Genomic DNA, 15,992 nt, shown 5'->3' with positions numbered 1-15,992 from the left:
AAGGCGAAGACCAATTGGACTTGACGAATTGGCAGTTGAAAGATGAAGACGGTAATACTTTTAAGTTTCCCAAACTCATACTTTATACGAATGGCGCTGTGCAGGTACACACTGCGACTGGCACAGATACCGTCATTGACCTATATTGGGGCATTGGCAGCGCCGTGTGGAGTTCTGGAGAGAATGCCCGGTTATTTGACACGCAGGGCAACCTGAGAGCTGTGTATCGAGTTCCGTAAAACAGTGGGAAGTGGACAGTGTATAGTAAAACCCTACCGCTTGACTGCCCACTGCCCACTATCCACTATTTACCCACTAATTATGACTCAAGCCCTGTATCGTAAGTATCGCCCCAAAGGATGGGATACCGTCATTGGACAAGATCACGTTGTCCAGACGCTCACCAACTCCATCAAAGCAGACCGCGTTGGTCATGCCTATCTTTTTGCGGGTCCGCGCGGAACTGGCAAGACCACTGTGGCGCGCTTGCTTGCCAAGGCGGTCAACTGTCTCGCCGAAGATCCCGCGCATAGGCCTTGTAATACCTGTAAAAATTGCGAAGCGGTCAACGAAAATCGCTTTATGGATATGATCGAGATTGATGCCGCTTCGAATAACGGCGTTGATGATGTCCGCGACCTGCGTGAAAAAATAAATTTTTCCCCCTCTCAGGGAAAATATAAAGTCTATGTGGTGGATGAAGTTCACATGTTATCGGGCGGCGCGTTCAATGCCCTGCTCAAAACACTTGAAGAACCGCCGCCACATGCCATCTTTGTTTTAGCCACCACTGAAATTCATAAAATTCCTGCAACTGTTTTATCACGCTGTCAGCGCCATGAGTTCCGCCGTGTACCGGTGGATGAGATCGTTGTCAACCTCAAGCATATCGTCGCTGCTGAAAATCTCATTGCCGATGATGAAGCCCTTACGTTGATTGCCCGCCAGTCAGCGGGCGGCATGCGCGATGCGCAGTCTCTGCTCGATCAACTTTCCTCAACGGGCACGAAGATCACGCTGGCTCTCGCGCAAACTGTTCTTGGCACTGCTACGAGCAAAACCGTTCTCGATATTATCTCGTCCGTTCTCGATCATCAGCCTGCGCACGGTCTCGAAACCATTCACCGAGCTCTCGACTCGGGCGCTGATCCGCGTTCGCTTGCCCGTCAAATCGTCGAATATCTGCGCGGCCTGATGCTGATACAAATGGGTAATATCGATCAGGTCGAGGCCACGCGTGAAGTCAAAATACAAATGGAATCCCATGCAAAATCTTTCAATACTTCTGAAGTATTGCGCATGATGAAGATATTTAATAACGCTGCGACTGATCTGCGCGGCGGCTGGCAGCCGTCTTTGAGTATTGAACTTGCCCTCGCGGAAGCGATCGAGAACCCAACAGAATCTCCGCAAATTGCCGTATCATCCCCTTTGGGGTCGCCGCGTCAGACCCCGCCGAAGCCTGTTTCTGTCGCGAGAACCGAATCCCAGCTCGAGGGTAAGAGCACATCGTCCCCGCTGGGGGAAGCGCCCGTGTCTGACAAGCCTGTGATCAATTCAGGCGATATTATCAAGTCGTGGAAGCATTTGGCGGCAGCTCTGCCGAAGTCGCAGGCAAATTTATCTGCGTTGATGAACTCGGTCAAGATGATCGATGTGCAAGGCAAAACGCTTGTGCTTGGTCTCGCCAGTGACGTGCTCGTCTCGAAAATTGACAAGCCCGATCAGGTCGAAGCCGTTCAAAAATTGATCAAAGATAACTTTGGCGTGGATGTGTCCATACGTTGTATTGTCACCAATGCCAGAGGTAAGCTTCCTGCAAGTGTTGCACAAGATGGTATGGTTGCTGCGGCTATTCAGCACGGCGGCGAGATCGTGGATATGGAATAAACAATAATCCCCCAATTAACAAAAAGAGGTTTTTATTATGGCAAAAGGATTTAATCGTGGACCTGCCGCAATGGGCGGCGGACAATCAGGTATGATGCAGCAGCTTCAGAAACTGCAAAAGCAGATGGAAGAAGCGCAAGCCAAACTCGCGGATGAGACCGTCACTGCAACAGCGGGCGGCGGCGCGATCAAGGTCACAATGACCGGCGATCAGAAATGCCGCGAAGTGGTCATTGACCCTGAATTGTTAAAAGATGCAGATGCAGAAATGCTGCAAGACTTGGTCTTGTCTGCGGTCAACATGGCGCTCGACCAATCACGCGAACTCGCCAATCAAAAACTAGGTCCGCTCTCGGGCGGGTTGCCGTTTTAGTGACTAGGGAGGTACGGAAACATGCTTGCCCTGTTTACATATTTGCTTCTCCTGCAGATCCATCCAATCCCTTATTAATGCCTTGGAGCGCCTGCCAGGCATTGGACCCAAGTCCGCTTCACGGCTGGCATTCTTTCTTCTGCGCGCCTCCGAAGATGTGGCGCAGGATTTGTCTGTTGCGTTGGCGAATTTGAAGGCGAATACAGCTTTTTGTCAGGAATGTTTTAATATCACAGATGCAGGCCGCGAACGCTGCGAGATCTGTGAATCTCCAAAGCGTGAAAATTCCTTGATCTGTGTTGTTGAAGAAGCTTTAGATGTACTGGCGCTTGAGAGAACGGCAGGCTTTCATGGCAAATATCATGTCTTACAGGGAGTCTTGTCTCCCATCGAAGGTATCGGTCCCGATGACTTGAAGATCAAACAATTGATCGCCCGTGTTGCACGCGGCGGCATCAAGGAAATTATCCTCGCCACCAATCCCAGCATGGAAGGCGATACGACTGCCATCTATTTGAGTCAACAATTGGAACCGATGGGCGTGAAGGTTACACGTCTCGCGCGCGGTTTGCCGGTGGGCGGTGACCTTGAATATGCAGATCAAAATACGCTATTGCGCGCTTTGTCTGGTAGACAGGAAATGAGCTGAAATCAAACGACAGTCACCTCGAAGGTGGCTGTCTCTTTTTATTATGAAGATAACCATTCTCACTTACGGTTCGCGCGGCGATGTTCAGCCGTTTGTCGCACTTGCGCTTGGCTTGCAGAAGAATGGTCATGTGGTCAAGCTTGCCGCGCTGCATAAATTTAATGAGTTCGTAACCTCGCACGGAATAACATTTATCCCGCTGGCAGGCGACCCTGAAGAGATCAGCAGGCTGATCAATAACGCGGGTACAAATCCTGCGCGGGTCGTTGCGTCCATGTGGAATTATATTTTCTCGATCGCGCCGCAGGTCTCGCGCGTTGCCTTTCCCAGCCTGTGAAGGCGCAGATCTGATTATCCATTCATTTCTGTTTACTGTCGGGGGTCACTCGTGGGCACGCGAACATAACATCCCTGACATCTCCGTGCAGACATTTCCCATGTTTGCTCCTACACGTGAATTCCCGAATGTTTCCGCGCTTAATGTTCCACCAGGCTTGTTCAGCTATTTTTCACACTGGTTCGCCACGCAAGTGTTTTGGGTCGGTGGAAATAGCGGATATGGTCCCGCGCAGCGTGCAAACCCGGACCCTCATTATCCAAAGAAACTTTACTGGCCCTTTGACGCCAGTCCGCATCACCTTCGGACCCCGTTGCTGTTTGCTTATAGCTCGAGTGTTTTGCCGCGCCCTGTCGATTGGGATGAGCATGTCCACTTAACAGGGTATTTTTTTCTTGATGAAGAATCATACCAACCGCCCGTTGGACTTTCTGATTTTCTTGCCGCGGATGATCCGCCCGTTTGTGTTTCTTTTGGCAGCATGGTTAATCGCAAAGCCAAAGGCATAGATGAAATTGTTCGCGCAGCATTGAGTCGAACAGGTAGCCGCGGAATTATTCTTTCAGGTTGGGGTGGGGTTGAGAATGAATCTTCAGAAAATTTCCTTTACCTTAAATCCGTTCCGCATGACTGGCTGCTGCCAAGATGTAAGCTTGTCATTCATCATGGCGGAGCAGGCTCAACGGCGGCAGGGCTGCGGGCAGGGATTCCAAATATTGTCGTTCCTTTTACCGCCGATCAACCGTTCTGGGGAAACAGAGTCCATGCGATAGGTGCCGGTCCCAAGCCCATTCTTGTAAAGAATCTTTCGGTTGAGAATTTAATGCGCGCAATTGCTGAGGCTGAGTCGGATGCCGTTTGTGAACGCGCCCAGGGTATCGGCCAACGAATAAGAAGCGAAGATGGGGTCAAAAATGCGGTGGAGTTAATAGAGATATATTCGCAAAAATTTAAAAGCAGAGGCTGATTTAGTGTGGCAACGAGAGTGCAAAATGCTGTGATTCTTTAAGGTTGAGATGTCTTTGAATCTCTTGACAAAGGAAAGGAAATGCATATAATTGCCCTTCGCCAGTAGAAATGAAAAAGATTTCGTCACCCCGACAAATCGATTACAACTGAGTAACCGTCTCCCGTCAGAGACTCGAAGCAAATGTTTTGAAGTCTGACAGCCGATGCAGAAATAAAAGCATCGGTATTTTAGTCTGTAAAAAGACTTGACAACGGTTATATGAACGGGTAGAATACCGCTCGCTCAAATGGCAAGCACCTTAACAACTGAAAAGTGATAGGAAACAAAATTTTTTGTTGAACCAGTAAATCCGTAACTTTTACACTCGCAAGAGTGAATTTTTTTGCGGAGAGTTTGATCCTGGCTCAGGATGAACGCTGGCGGCGTGCCTAATACATGCAAGTCGAACGAGGTGCTTTTGTAGTAATACGAAAGTGTCCTAGTGGCGAACGGGTGAGTAACGCGTTGGTGACCTACCCCAAAGTGTGGGATAACAGTTCGAAAGGATTGCTAATACCGCATGTGGTCTTCGGATTTAGAAACTGATGACTAAAGGAGTAATCCGCTTTGGGAGGGACCTGCGTCCCATCAGCTAGTTGGTGAGGTAATGGCTCACCAAGGCTACGACGGGTAGGGGACCTGAGAGGGTGACCCCCCACAATGGAACTGAAACACGGTCCATACACCTACGGGTGGCAGCAGTAGGGAATATTGCACAATGGGCGAAAGCCTGATGCAGCAACGCCGCGTGTGCGATGAAGGCCTTCGGGTCGTAAAGCACTTTTCTGAGGGATGAGCAAGGACAGTACCTCAGGAATAAGTCTCGGCTAACTACGTGCCAGCAGCCGCGGTAAAACGTAGGAGGCAAGCGTTATCCGGATTCACTGGGCGTAAAGCGCGTGCAGGCGGTTCGGTAAGTTGGGCGTGAAATCTCCTGGGCTTAACTAGGAGAGGTCGTTCAATACTACCGGACTTGAGAGTGGTAGAGGAAGATGGAATTCCCGGTGTAGTGGTGAAATGCGTAGATATCGGGAGGAACACCAGTGGCGAAAGCGATCTTCTGGACCATTTCTGACGCTCAGACGCGAAAGCTAGGGTAGTAAACGGGATTAGAGACCCTGGTAATCCTAGCCGTAAACGATGTAAACTTGGCGTCGGTGGCTTAAACTCCATCGGTGCCGCAGCTAACGCGATAAGTTTACCGCCTGGGGACTACGATCGCAAGATTAAAACTCAAAGGAATTGACGGGGGCCCGCACAAGCAGCGGAGCGTGTGGTTTAATTCGATGCTACACGAAGAACCTTACCCGGGTTTGACATGCAAGTGGTAGTGATCTGAAAGGTGAACGACCCGCAAGGGAGCTTGCACAGGTGTTGCATGGCTGTCGTCAGCTCGTGTCGTGAGATGTTCGGTTAAGTCCGCTAACGAGCGCAACCCTCGCTGTATGTTACATGTGTCATACAGGACCGCCGGTATCAAGCCGGAGGAAGGTGGGGATGACGTCAAGTCCGCATGGCCTTTATGTCCGGGGCTACACACACGCTACAATGGTCGGTACAATGGGTTGCTAAGTCGCGAGATGGAGCCAATCCCCCAAAGCCGGCCTCAGTTCAGATTGCAGGCTGCAACTCGCCTGCATGAAGCTGGAGTTGCTAGTAAACGCGCGTCAGCTATAGTGCGTTGAATACGTTCTCGGGCCTTGTACACACCGCCCGTCACGTCATGGGAGTTGGTAACACCTGAAGCCGGTAGCCTAACCGCAAGGAGGGCGCCGTCGAAGGTGGTGCTGGTGACTAGGACGAAGTCGTAACAAGGTAGGTGTACCGGAAGGTGCGCCTGGATCACCTCCTTTCTAGAGTTCTTGAGCAAATCTCCAAGGAGATGCGCTCTACTCAATTTGTAATAAGCCCATACGGTGAGCTTGGGCGCTGGATCGCAGAGATGCGTTTCCTATCACTTCTCAGTTGCTAAGGAAAAACCCGGGCTTGTAGCTCAGTTGGTTAGAGCACTGTGCTGATAACGCAGGGGTCACAGGTTCGAATCCTGTCAAGCCCACTAACCAGGCATGTCCTGGGGATGTAGCTCAGTGGGAGAGCAGCGCGTTTGCAACGCGAAGGTCGCGGGTTCAAATCCCGCCATCTCCACTGAATTAGATGCAGTACTGGAGTTATATAAAAGTTTGAAAAACGGCAAGAAGACATAAGTTTCAAAAAAGCACCGCTTTCAAGGTTGATTTTGCGACCTGGCGGTAGCGTCAGGTCGTTTTGTGTCTGTTGGAAGTTGCACCTTATAAAGCTGAGTAAACACTTTGAATGGCGATCGATGCTCTTGATTTAGATCAAGACTATCGGTCACCGGTCAAATGGTGAATGCACCTTAAAAACTGAATAGCAATTGATGAAAAGCCGATAAAGTAAAATTTATCAAAATGTAATATATTAAAGAAAAGTATCAACTTCTCCGTATCACGTGGAGAAGCTATTAAGAGCTTATGGTGAATGCCTTGGCGTCAAGCGCCGATGAAGGACGTGGGACACTGCGATAAGCCTCGGGAAGCCGTGTACAGGCGTTGATCCGAGGATTTCCGAATAGGGAAACCAGCTGTTGCGAACCAACAGTATCCCTGGTTGAATATATAGACCAGGTGAAGGGAACCTGGGGAACTGAAACATCTAAGTACCCAGAGGAAAAGAAATAATTCCCCTAGTAGTGGCGAGCGAACGGGGATCAGCCCAAACCGAATCTGTTTACAGAATCGGGGTTGTAGGACCGGTAATACGGAAGTTACAAAATGATCAGTTAGCGGAAAGGTGTGGGACAGCCTGCCAAAGAGGGTAATAGCCCCGTATGCGAAAACTGATTATCTTCCACCGTGTTCCTGAGTACTGCCGGGCACGCTAATCCGGCAGGAATCTAGGGAGTCCACTCTCTAAGGCTAAATACGCTTGACGACCGATAGTGAACTAGTACCGTGAGGGAAAGGTGAAAAGTCCCCCTGTTAGGGGAGTGAAATAGAACCTGAAACCATAAGCTTACAAGCAGTTGAAGGGCTACGGCAAGTTGAGCCCCCTAGAAATAGGGACGTTCCTTGTCATGCCTAACAGCGTGCCTCTTGGAGAATGAGCCTGCGAGTTAATTTCAGTGGCGAGGTTAAGGGAGTAACACCCGAAGCCGTAGCGAAAGCGAGTCTTAATAGGGCGTATAGTCGCTGGAATTAGGCCCGAAACCGTGTGAGCTACCCATGGGCAGGGTGAAGCGAGTCTAAACACTCGTGGAGGCCCGAACTCACTAACGTTGCAAAGTTAGGAGATGACCTGTGGGTAGAGGTGATATGCCAATCGAACACGGAGATAGCTGGTTCTCCCCGAAATAGCTTTAGGGCTAGCGTCGTATGTTTAGAACTGGAGGTACAGCACTGAATGGGCTATGGGGCTTACAGCTTACAGAACCCAATCAAACTCGGAATGCCAGTTCTCCATAGTACGGCAGTCGGACTCCGGGAGATGAGTTTCGGGGTCGAAAGGGAAACAGCCCAGACCATCGGCTAAGGTCCTCAAATCTATGCTAAGTGGGAAACGAGGTGAGGTTACTGAAACAACCAGGAGGTTGGCTTAGAAGCAGCCACCCTTTAAAAAGTGCGTAACAGCTTACTGGTCTAGTGACTTCGCGCGGAAAACTTAACGGGGCTAAGCATAGTACCGAAGCCATGGGTCTCAACATTTGTTGGGGCAGTAGGGGAGCGTTCTGTCAGCGGTGAAGGTCGATCGTAAGGGCGACTGGAGCGGACAGAAGTGAGAATGCAGGCATGAGTAGCGTACAAATATGTGAGAACCATATTCGCCGTATATCTAAGGTTTCCGACGCCAGGTCATTCCGCGTCGGGTTAGTCGAGTCCTTAGCCGAGGCCGAGAGGCGTAGGTGATGGACATCTGGTCAACATTCCAGAACCGCTAGAGAGTGCGATGGGAGGACGCAACGAGATAGGCCAGCCCATTATTGGATTTGGGTGCGATCCATCTAGGCGTTGAGATTGGTAGGTAAATCCGCCAGTTGAGCTGAGGTGAGAGCGAGCCGTAAGGCATAAGTGGTTGAGTCTTGTTGCCAAGAAAAGTCTCTAAGCATAACTTTCTAGTGCTCGTACCGCAAACCGACACCGGTAGATGGGTAGAGTATACCAAGGCGAACGGGAGAACTCTCGTTAAGGAATTAGGCAACATGACCTCGTAACTTCGGGAGAAGAGGTGCCCTCTAGGGTGTTAAAGCCCAGGAGGGTCGCAGTGAAATGGCTCTGGTGACTGGTTAACAAAACCACAGGTCTCTGCTAAGCCGTAAGGCGATGTATAGGGGGCTGACGCCTGCCCAGTGCCGGAAGGTTAAAGGGAGAGGTTAGCGCAAGCGAAGCTTTGAACTGAAGCCCCGGTGAACGGCGGCCGTAACTATAACGGTCCTAAGGTAGCGAAATTCCTTGTCGGGTAAGTTCCGACCCGCACGAACCGCGTAACAATTAGAGCACTGTCTCGACGAGAGACCCGGGTGAAATTGAAATGGCTGTGAAGATGCGGCCTACCCGCAGTAGGACAAAAAAGACCCCGTGGAGCTTTACTGCAGTTTGGCATTGTATTTGGATATGATCTGTGTAGGATAGGTGGGAGGCTTTGAAGCTGGCGCGCTAGCGTCGGTGGAGCCAACGGTGAAATACCACCCTGATCATGTTTAGATCCTAACCCCATTCCGTAATCCGGATGGGGGACCGTGCCAGATGGGCAGTTTGACTGGGGCGGTCGCCTCCTAAAAGGTAACGGAGGCGCCCAAAGGTTCCCTCAGGTGGAATGGAAACCCACCATAGAGTGTAAAGGCATAAGGGAGCTTGACTGTAAGGCCAACGCGCCGAACAGAGACGAAAGTCGGGCTTAGTGATCCCACAATACCGAGTGGAAGGGTTGTGGCTTACCGGATAAAAGCTACCCCGGGGATAACAGGCTGGTGAGATCCAAGAGTTCACATCGACGATCTCGCTCGGCACCTCGATGTCGGCTCATCGCATCCTGGGGCTGGACAAGGTCCCAAGGGTCGGGCTGTTCGCCCGTTAAAGCGGTACGCGAGCTGGGTTCAGACCGTCGTGAGACAGGTCGGTCTCTATCCACTGTGGGCGTAAGGGATTTGAAGGGAGCTGCTCCTAGTACGAGAGGACCGGAGTGGACAGACCTCTAGTGTGCCAGTTGTTCCGCCAGGAGCATCGCTGGGTAGCCATGTCTGGCAAAGATAACCGCTGAAAGCATCTAAGTGGGAAACTTGCCCTAAGATTAGATCCCTGTGACCCGTAAGGGTGTAAGACCCCAGATAGACTATCTGGTTAATAGGCAGCATGTGTAAGCGCAGTAATGTGTTAAGCTAAGCTGTACTAATGGTCGAGGGCTTCCTTTATGTGATGCGGAGAATTTGGTACTTTTCTTATAAAACAATCATCAACTTGCTGTTCAGACCAACATTGTGAAATTGTCCCTTGGTGATTTGAGCGACGTGGGTACACCCGGTCCCATACCGAACCCGGTAGTTAAGCACGTCAGCGCCGATGGTACTTGGAGGGCGACCTCCTGGGAGAGTAGGTCATTGCCAAGGGGCTTTTCTTTTTAACACATCACGCGCGGGATCTTTTTATCCGCGCGTGTGTCGCTTGTATGGCCCCTGTTTTGTTTTTTATTTTCATGCCGAAAGTAGGTGATTTCATTGGCTTCAGTACATTTACGAAGCGGCGAGTCTCAGGACTCATTGCTTAAGCGCTTCCGCAAAAAAATCGTTAAGAGCGGTATTTTAAGCACCATTCGCAACAAGCGCTGGTTCATTTCGAAGAGCGAAACACGACGAATGGATAAGAAGAAGGCGATCCGCCGCATTAAGCGGAAATCCTTTAAGGATAATGAATAAGACAGACTGTAGGATGTGTGTATGACCAAAGAAGAAGGCAAAATTAAAGTGGACGGACTTGTGATCGAGGCTTTGCCTGGAACGCAGTTCCGTGTGCGGCTGGATAATGGGCACGAAGTGCTTGCATATCTGGCAGGCAAAATGCGCAAGCACTATATCCGCATTTTGTTGGGAGACCATGTTTCCATGGAAATGTCACCTTATGATATGACCCGCGCCCGCATTACTTTTCGTCAGCGCAAGAATGCGCCAACTTCTTCTACCAGCAGTTAATGTTTGTAAATTGAATTTCAGGAAGCCCTCTGTGAAAACAGAGGGCTTTTTTTGTGCATAACTGAATCGGCGGCTAGAAAGCCTGGGACGTGCGACCAGTTTTCAACGAGGCTGATCCGGAGTTTTGAGCGGGATCAACTCTCAAGGACGGCAAATTTGTTTTTGTGGAATGTTATCCAGCATTGGAATTTTCCATTAAAATCTTTTCATCTTTGCATGATTCGTGTATAATGCCGAAGTTCGGCGTAAAACGAGGAGTGTGAAGCGTATCTTTTGATCGACTATTGGTCAGCGAGTTCGTTTCAGATCGTATTGATCCAGTCCTCGGCCGATTCTTATGATGGCCGATTTTTTATTTCAACTTGGAAAGTAGGTGATTAAGTTGGGTTCAGTACATTTACGAAGTGGTGAGTCTCAAGACTCACTGCTCAAGCGTTTTCGTAAGAAGGTCGTCAAGAGTGGCGTGTTGAGTACCATTCGCAACAAGCGCTGGTTCATTTCCAAGAGCGAGACACGACGCATGGAAAAGAAGAAGGCGATTCGACGGATGAAGCGAAAATCTTTTAAGGATACAGAATAAGCAGAGGCGTGTATGACCAAAGAAGAAGGCAAAATTAAAGTTGATGGTGTGGTGATCGAGGCCCTGCCTGGGACGCAGTTCCGGGTGCGGCTGGATAATGGCCATGAAGTGCTGGCTTACCTTTCAGGTAAAATGCGCAAGCATTACATCCGCATTTTGTTGGGTGATCATGTTGCGATGGAAATGTCGCCTTATGATCTGACCCGCGCGCGTATCACCTTCCGCCAACGCAAAAGCATTTCTTCCTCTGTAGAAAGTTAATTTTCTGTTTTGCATGATCAACAAAAAAATCCTCCGTTTTGCGGAGGATTTTTTTGTTTGTGTGTAGTATTTATCGCGTTTCTTTGTATGAGGTTAAGACTTTCATGTAATTCGCCCGTTCGAATGCGGCTGGTTCTTTGACAGACTTCTGGCTCATGCTGCCCTGCATTTGTTTGATGGATTCGTATTCGTGAGAGTCCATCCACCATTTGAGCTCGTTCAACATTGAAGGGATGACCTGTTCACCGTTGTGCAGGAGATTGGATGCCATCATGGCGACTTTCGCTCCCGCCATCATGGATTTGAGGACATCATTGGCGGTGTGCACGCCGCTGGTAAGGGCAAAATCAGCGTTGACTTTGCCGTGCAGGATCGAGATCCAGCGCAGGGGCAGGCGCATTTCAGCGGAGGTGCTCAGGTCAAGGCTGTGAACGATCTCCAGTTCTTCCAGGTCAAAATCGGGTTGATAGAAGCGGTTGAATAGTACCAGTCCATTTGCTCCGGCTTCGACGATCCTGCGGGCAAAATTCGGCAGTGCTGTGATGAAGGGGCTGAGTTTTACTGCCAATGGAATGGTGATGGCGGATTTGACTTCTGCCACCAATTCGACCTGCGCGTCTTCAAGTTCCTGCGCAGTAAGGTCGGGGTCGGTGGGGATGTAGTACAGATTGAGTTCCAGCGCGTCCGCACCTGCATCCTGAATCTGTTTTGCATAACTCGTCCAGCCGCCTTTGGAGACGCCATTCAAACTTCCGATGACTGGGATGCTTAATGCCTTCTTTAATCCAGCAACCTGACTTAGATATCTATCAGGACCGACTGCATACATTCCGCCATCGGGCAGATAGGTCAGGGCCTCGGCATAGGAGTCGGTGCCGCGAGTTAGAAAATGGTCAAGTTCCAGACTCTCGTGAATGATCTGTTCTTCAAAGAGGGAGTACATCACGATCGCAGAGATGCCCGCTTCTTCCAGTTTGCGCGCCTTATCAATATTTTTTGAAATTGGCGACGCGGAAGCTACAATCGGATTTTTGAGGTTCAAGCCAAGGTAGGATGTAGAAAGATCGCTCATTATTTTTTCTCCTCGGTGTCATTTTCATAATGCATTGACGCCATTTGTTGATAGAGAGTCCAGCGGGATTTTGCATCGTGCTGGGCTTCCTTCATTAATTCTTCAGCGCGGTCTTCGTTCATTTGGATGAGCATCTTGTAACGTGTTTCGTTGTATGCATATTGAGAGATTGGGATGCTCGGTTCTTTTGATTCAATGATCAGTGGATTCTGACCTTGTGTTGCCAGGCGTGGATCGTAACGGTACATGGGCCAGTGACCAGATTGCACCGCAAGTTTCGACTGTTCTAGGCTCTTGGAAAGGTCATATCCGTGCGCGATGCAGGGACTGTATGCGATCACCAAGGATGGACCATCGTAAGACTCGGCCTCGATCAGGGCTCGTAATGTCTGCTGGTCGTTCGCTCCCATGGCGACACGAGCAACATACACATATCCGTAAGACATGGCGATCAGCCCCAGGTCTTTCTTGGGCAATCCCTTGCCGCTCATGGCAAACTTTGCAACTGCTGCGCGCGGTGTGGACTTGCTGGATTGTCCGCCAGTGTTTGAATACACTTCGGTGTCAAGTACCAGGATGTTTACGTTACGACCTGAAGCCATGACATGATCCAAACCACCATACCCGATATCATATGCCCAACCGTCGCCGCCGATGATCCAAACAGATTTCTTGACGAGATTGTCTGCGAGACTCACCAAATCCTTTGCGCGGCTGTCGCTGGATTTTGAGAGTTTATTCTTTAACTCGGTGACACGTTCACGCTGTGCCTGAATGCCAGCATCATCGTCCTGTTTGGCGTTAACCAGGGCATTAACCAATTCCAGGCTTAACTCTTTTTCAAATAACTTCACAAGCTCGAGCGCATATTCTTTTTGCTTGTCAATTGTCAGGCGCATGCCCAGGCCAAACTCGGCATTATCTTCGAACAGCGAGTTGGACCAGGCGGGTCCCCGTCCTTTTGAGTCCACTGCCCAGGGAGTGGTAGGAAGGTTGCCGCCGTAAATGGATGAACAGCCTGTTGCATTAGCGATGACGGAGCGGTCACCAAAGAGCTGGGAGACCAGCTTCACATAGGGCGTTTCACCGCATCCCGCGCAAGCTCCGCTGAACTCAAATAACGGACGCAGCAATTGTGAATTCTTGATCGTGGACGGATTGAATAATTTCTTGTCCATATCTGGAATGTTCATGAAGAAATCCCAATTTTTGGCTTCAGCTTCGCGCAAAGCGGGCTGGGGCATCATATTGATGGCCTTGCGTCCAACCGCACTCTTGTCTTTCACTGGGCAAACTTCCACGCACACGGTACAACCTGTGCAATCTTCGGGTGCTACTTGTAGCGTATAAGCCATGCCTGTCGAGAATTCTTTAAACTTGGACGGAACATGTTTAAAGGTCTCTGGCGCGTCAGCGAGCAATTTTTCATCATACACTTTGTGGCGGATGACTGCATGCGGACAAACCATCACGCACTTACCGCATTGGATACAAAGATCTGCATCCCAAACAGGGATTTCAAGCGCCAGGTTGCGTTTTTCCCACTGCGTTGTGCCGGTCGGGAATGTACCGTCAATCGGGAAGGCGGAGACCGGAATATTGTCGCCGTCGGAATTGATGATCTGACCGAGGACATTACGGACGAATTCAGGCGCTTCTTTCGGGACCGGAAGCCGGCGTGTGGTTTCTGAGTTGATCGCGGCTGGAACATTGACCTCATGAAGGTTCGCGACAGTCGCATCGACCGCATCGAAATTCTGCTGTACAACGGCTTGACCGCGTTTGCCATAACTCTTTTCAATGGCATGTTTGATTTCGGCGATTGCTGCGTCACGCGGAAGAATTCCGCTGATGGCAAAGAAGGCAGTCTGCATGATGGTGTTCATGCGTCCGCCCATACCTGTCTTTTCTGCAACATCATAGCCATTGATCACATAGAACTTGAGTTTCTTTTCGATGATGTCTTTTTGAACTTCCTGGGGAAGTTTATCCCAAATTTCCTCGGGACCATACAAACTATTGAGTAGAAAGATCGCGCCTTGCTTGGCGTACTTGAGCATATCCACGCGCTCTAGGAAGGCGTACTGGTGACAGGCTACGAAGTTTGCCTGATTCGCTTCAATGAGATATGGTGCGCGGATGGATTGCGGACCAAAGCGCAGATGTGAAATAGTGATTGTGCCGGACTTCTTCGAGTCGTAATAGAAGTAGCCTTGAGCAAAGTTAGTGGTCTCTTCACCGATGATCTTGATAGAGTTCTTGTTTGCACCCACGGTCCCATCGGACCCGAGGCCGAAGAATACACAACTGACCATGCCTTCAGATTCCAGGGAGAAGCTGGAGTCAACTTCAAGGCTGGTATGTGAAACATCATCATTGATGCCGACGGTAAAATGATTCTTGGATTCAGGCTTGGCCAATTCATCAAACACAGCCTTTGCCATGGCGGGGGTGAATTCCTTGGAGGAAAGTCCATAACGTCCACCGATCACTTTGATATTGGATCTTTGACCTTCAGAAAGCGCGTTGACAATATCCAAATACATCGGTTCGCCATTTGCGCCTGGTTCCTTGGTTCTATCAAGCACTGCAATTGAATTGACACTCTTAGGCAAAGCCTTGATGAAATGTTCAATCGAGAATGGGCGGTACAACCGCACACGCAAACAGCCAACTTTTTCGCCCTTCTTGGCAAGATAGGTGACAGTCTCGTCTACAACTTCGCCGCCTGAGCCCATGATGATAACGACACGTTCAGCTTCGGGGTGTCCACTATAATCGAAGAGGTTGTAATGACGCCCTGTGATCTGTGCGAACTTATCCATCATCTCCTGCACGATGGCAGGAGTGGCATCGTAATATAAATTGGCAGCTTCGCGCATCTGGAAGTATACATCCGGGTTTTGCGCTGTTCCGCGCAGCACAGGATGTTCAGGATTGAGTCCTCTTGCGCGGTGGGCACGCACCAGGTCATCGTCCACCATTTGGCGAAGTTCTTCATCTGTCAATTGGAAGATCTTGGTGACTTCGTGTGAAGTTCTAAATCCATCAAAGAAGTGGATGAAAGGCACGCGTGCTTTGAGGGTGGCAGCCTGTGAGATGGCGGCGAAATCCTGTGCTTCCTGTACCGATCCGGAGGAAAGCAATCCCCAACCGGTCTGGCGGACAGCCATCACGTCCTGGTGGTCTCCATAAATGGAAAGGGCGTGGGCGGCGATGGCTCGCGCTGCGACATGGAAGACGGTGCTGGTGAGTTCACCCGCGATCTTGTACATGTTCGGGATCATTAACAACAAGCCTTGCGATGCTGTGAATGTAGTGGTGAGCGCGCCTGTTTGAAGTGCGCCGTGTACTGTGCCGGCTGCGCCGCCTTCAGATTGCATTTCAATCACGAGCGGTGTGGTTCCCCAAAGGTTCTTCTTTCCTTTGGCAGACCATTCGTCTGAGAATTCACCCATCGCCGAGGAAGGGGTAATCGGATAAATGGCAATAACTTCGTTGGATCGGTGAGCGACACTCGCGGTTGCTTCGTTACCATCGGTCATGATGATAGGTTGTTTCATACTTATTGCTCCTTTGAAAGCAGGGTTTTTCCTGAAAATTTATTCAACATACAAGTTTA

The 15,992-nt window shown here is 50.0% G+C and carries 12 protein-coding genes, 2 tRNA genes and 3 rRNA genes; 15 read left to right on the top strand and 2 right to left on the bottom strand.

Features of this window, described 5'->3' with window-relative positions; translation table 11 throughout:
- The 15 genes from IPL17_RS04660 to infA (IPL17_RS04590) all read left to right on the top strand — a co-directional run.
- A partial coding sequence (locus IPL17_RS04660; protein ID WP_345305910.1) for a lamin tail domain-containing protein occupies positions 1 to 239 on the top strand: 239 nt, incomplete at its 5' end.
- 82 nt (positions 240 to 321) lie between these two features.
- A complete protein-coding gene (gene dnaX, locus IPL17_RS04655; RefSeq protein WP_345305909.1) occupies positions 322 to 1,890 on the top strand; it encodes a DNA polymerase III subunit gamma/tau in 1,569 nt (522 codons plus the stop codon).
- Positions 1,891 to 1,927: 37 nt separating this feature from the next.
- Positions 1,928 to 2,263, top strand: coding sequence for a YbaB/EbfC family nucleoid-associated protein (locus tag IPL17_RS04650; RefSeq protein WP_345305908.1), 336 nt, complete (start codon positions 1,928 to 1,930; stop codon positions 2,261 to 2,263).
- 61 nt (positions 2,264 to 2,324) lie between these two features.
- Positions 2,325 to 2,912: a recombination mediator RecR gene (gene recR / locus IPL17_RS04645; protein WP_345305912.1), complete on the top strand. Its 588-nt coding sequence runs from the start codon at positions 2,325 to 2,327 to the stop codon at positions 2,910 to 2,912.
- Positions 2,913 to 2,955: 43 nt separating this feature from the next.
- Positions 2,956 to 3,249, top strand: coding sequence for a glycosyltransferase (locus IPL17_RS04640; RefSeq protein WP_345305907.1), 294 nt, complete (start codon positions 2,956 to 2,958; stop codon positions 3,247 to 3,249).
- A gap of 100 nt (positions 3,250 to 3,349) precedes the next feature.
- Positions 3,350 to 4,216, top strand: a complete 867-nt coding sequence (locus IPL17_RS04635) for a glycosyltransferase (RefSeq protein ID WP_345305906.1) — start codon at positions 3,350 to 3,352, stop codon at positions 4,214 to 4,216.
- A gap of 384 nt (positions 4,217 to 4,600) precedes the next feature.
- Positions 4,601 to 6,111: ribosomal RNA gene (locus IPL17_RS04630) — 16S ribosomal RNA — on the top strand.
- A gap of 129 nt (positions 6,112 to 6,240) precedes the next feature.
- A tRNA-Ile gene (locus IPL17_RS04625) sits at positions 6,241 to 6,314 on the top strand.
- Positions 6,315 to 6,331: 17 nt separating this feature from the next.
- Positions 6,332 to 6,403: transfer RNA gene (locus tag IPL17_RS04620), tRNA-Ala, on the top strand.
- A 327-nt stretch (positions 6,404 to 6,730) separates the two neighbouring features.
- Positions 6,731 to 9,683, top strand: a 23S ribosomal RNA gene (locus tag IPL17_RS04615).
- A gap of 78 nt (positions 9,684 to 9,761) precedes the next feature.
- A 5S ribosomal RNA gene (gene rrf / locus IPL17_RS04610) occupies positions 9,762 to 9,878 on the top strand.
- The 16S, 23S and 5S rRNA genes sit together here with 2 tRNA genes alongside, the layout of an rRNA operon.
- 99 nt (positions 9,879 to 9,977) lie before the next feature.
- The gene (gene rpsU, locus IPL17_RS04605; protein ID WP_345305905.1) at positions 9,978 to 10,184 is read left to right on the top strand and encodes a 30S ribosomal protein S21; all 207 of its coding nucleotides are present in this window, start codon (positions 9,978 to 9,980) and stop codon (positions 10,182 to 10,184) included.
- Between the two features lie 21 nt (positions 10,185 to 10,205).
- Positions 10,206 to 10,457 (top strand): translation initiation factor IF-1, encoded by a 252-nt coding sequence (gene infA, locus IPL17_RS04600; RefSeq protein ID WP_345305904.1) that lies wholly within the window; start codon positions 10,206 to 10,208, stop codon positions 10,455 to 10,457.
- A gap of 373 nt (positions 10,458 to 10,830) precedes the next feature.
- Positions 10,831 to 11,037 (top strand): 30S ribosomal protein S21, encoded by a 207-nt coding sequence (gene rpsU, locus IPL17_RS04595; RefSeq protein WP_345305903.1) that lies wholly within the window; start codon positions 10,831 to 10,833, stop codon positions 11,035 to 11,037.
- A 12-nt stretch (positions 11,038 to 11,049) separates the two neighbouring features.
- Positions 11,050 to 11,298: a translation initiation factor IF-1 gene (gene infA / locus IPL17_RS04590; RefSeq protein WP_345305902.1), complete on the top strand. Its 249-nt coding sequence runs from the start codon at positions 11,050 to 11,052 to the stop codon at positions 11,296 to 11,298.
- A 70-nt stretch (positions 11,299 to 11,368) separates the two neighbouring features.
- On the opposite strand, the gene IPL17_RS04585 is transcribed toward infA (IPL17_RS04590), so the two are convergent.
- Positions 11,369 to 12,370 (bottom strand): dihydroorotate dehydrogenase-like protein, encoded by a 1,002-nt coding sequence (locus IPL17_RS04585; RefSeq protein ID WP_345305901.1) that lies wholly within the window; start codon positions 12,368 to 12,370, stop codon positions 11,369 to 11,371.
- On the bottom strand, positions 12,370 to 15,933 hold the full coding sequence (nifJ, locus tag IPL17_RS04580) for a pyruvate:ferredoxin (flavodoxin) oxidoreductase (protein WP_345305900.1): 3,564 nt from the start codon (positions 15,931 to 15,933) through the stop codon (positions 12,370 to 12,372). Before nifJ ends, IPL17_RS04585 begins: the two co-directional genes overlap by 1 nt.
- Positions 15,934 to 15,992 lie beyond the last annotated feature (59 nt).

The organism is Candidatus Villigracilis saccharophilus, from assembly GCF_016711665.1.
Note: the sequence above shows the minus strand (reverse complement) of the source record. Positions and strands in the feature narration are given on the sequence as shown.

What these genes read in the sequence shown, in the direction of transcription:
- IPL17_RS04640 (WP_345305907.1), top strand. Translation starts at nt 2,956, where the DNA reads ATGAAGATAACCATTCTCACTTACGGTTCGCGCGGCGATGTTCAGCCG.
- IPL17_RS04635 (WP_345305906.1), top strand. Translation starts at nt 3,350, where the DNA reads ATGTTTGCTCCTACACGTGAATTCCCGAATGTTTCCGCGCTTAATGTT.
- infA (WP_345305902.1), top strand. Translation starts at nt 11,050, where the DNA reads ATGACCAAAGAAGAAGGCAAAATTAAAGTTGATGGTGTGGTGATCGAG.
- IPL17_RS04650 (WP_345305908.1), top strand. Translation starts at nt 1,928, where the DNA reads ATGGCAAAAGGATTTAATCGTGGACCTGCCGCAATGGGCGGCGGACAA.
- IPL17_RS04585 (WP_345305901.1), bottom strand. Translation starts at nt 12,370, where the DNA reads ATGAGCGATCTTTCTACATCCTACCTTGGCTTGAACCTCAAAAATCCG.
- dnaX (WP_345305909.1), top strand. Translation starts at nt 322, where the DNA reads ATGACTCAAGCCCTGTATCGTAAGTATCGCCCCAAAGGATGGGATACC.
- nifJ (WP_345305900.1), bottom strand. Translation starts at nt 15,933, where the DNA reads ATGAAACAACCTATCATCATGACCGATGGTAACGAAGCAACCGCGAGT.
- infA (WP_345305904.1), top strand. Translation starts at nt 10,206, where the DNA reads ATGACCAAAGAAGAAGGCAAAATTAAAGTGGACGGACTTGTGATCGAG.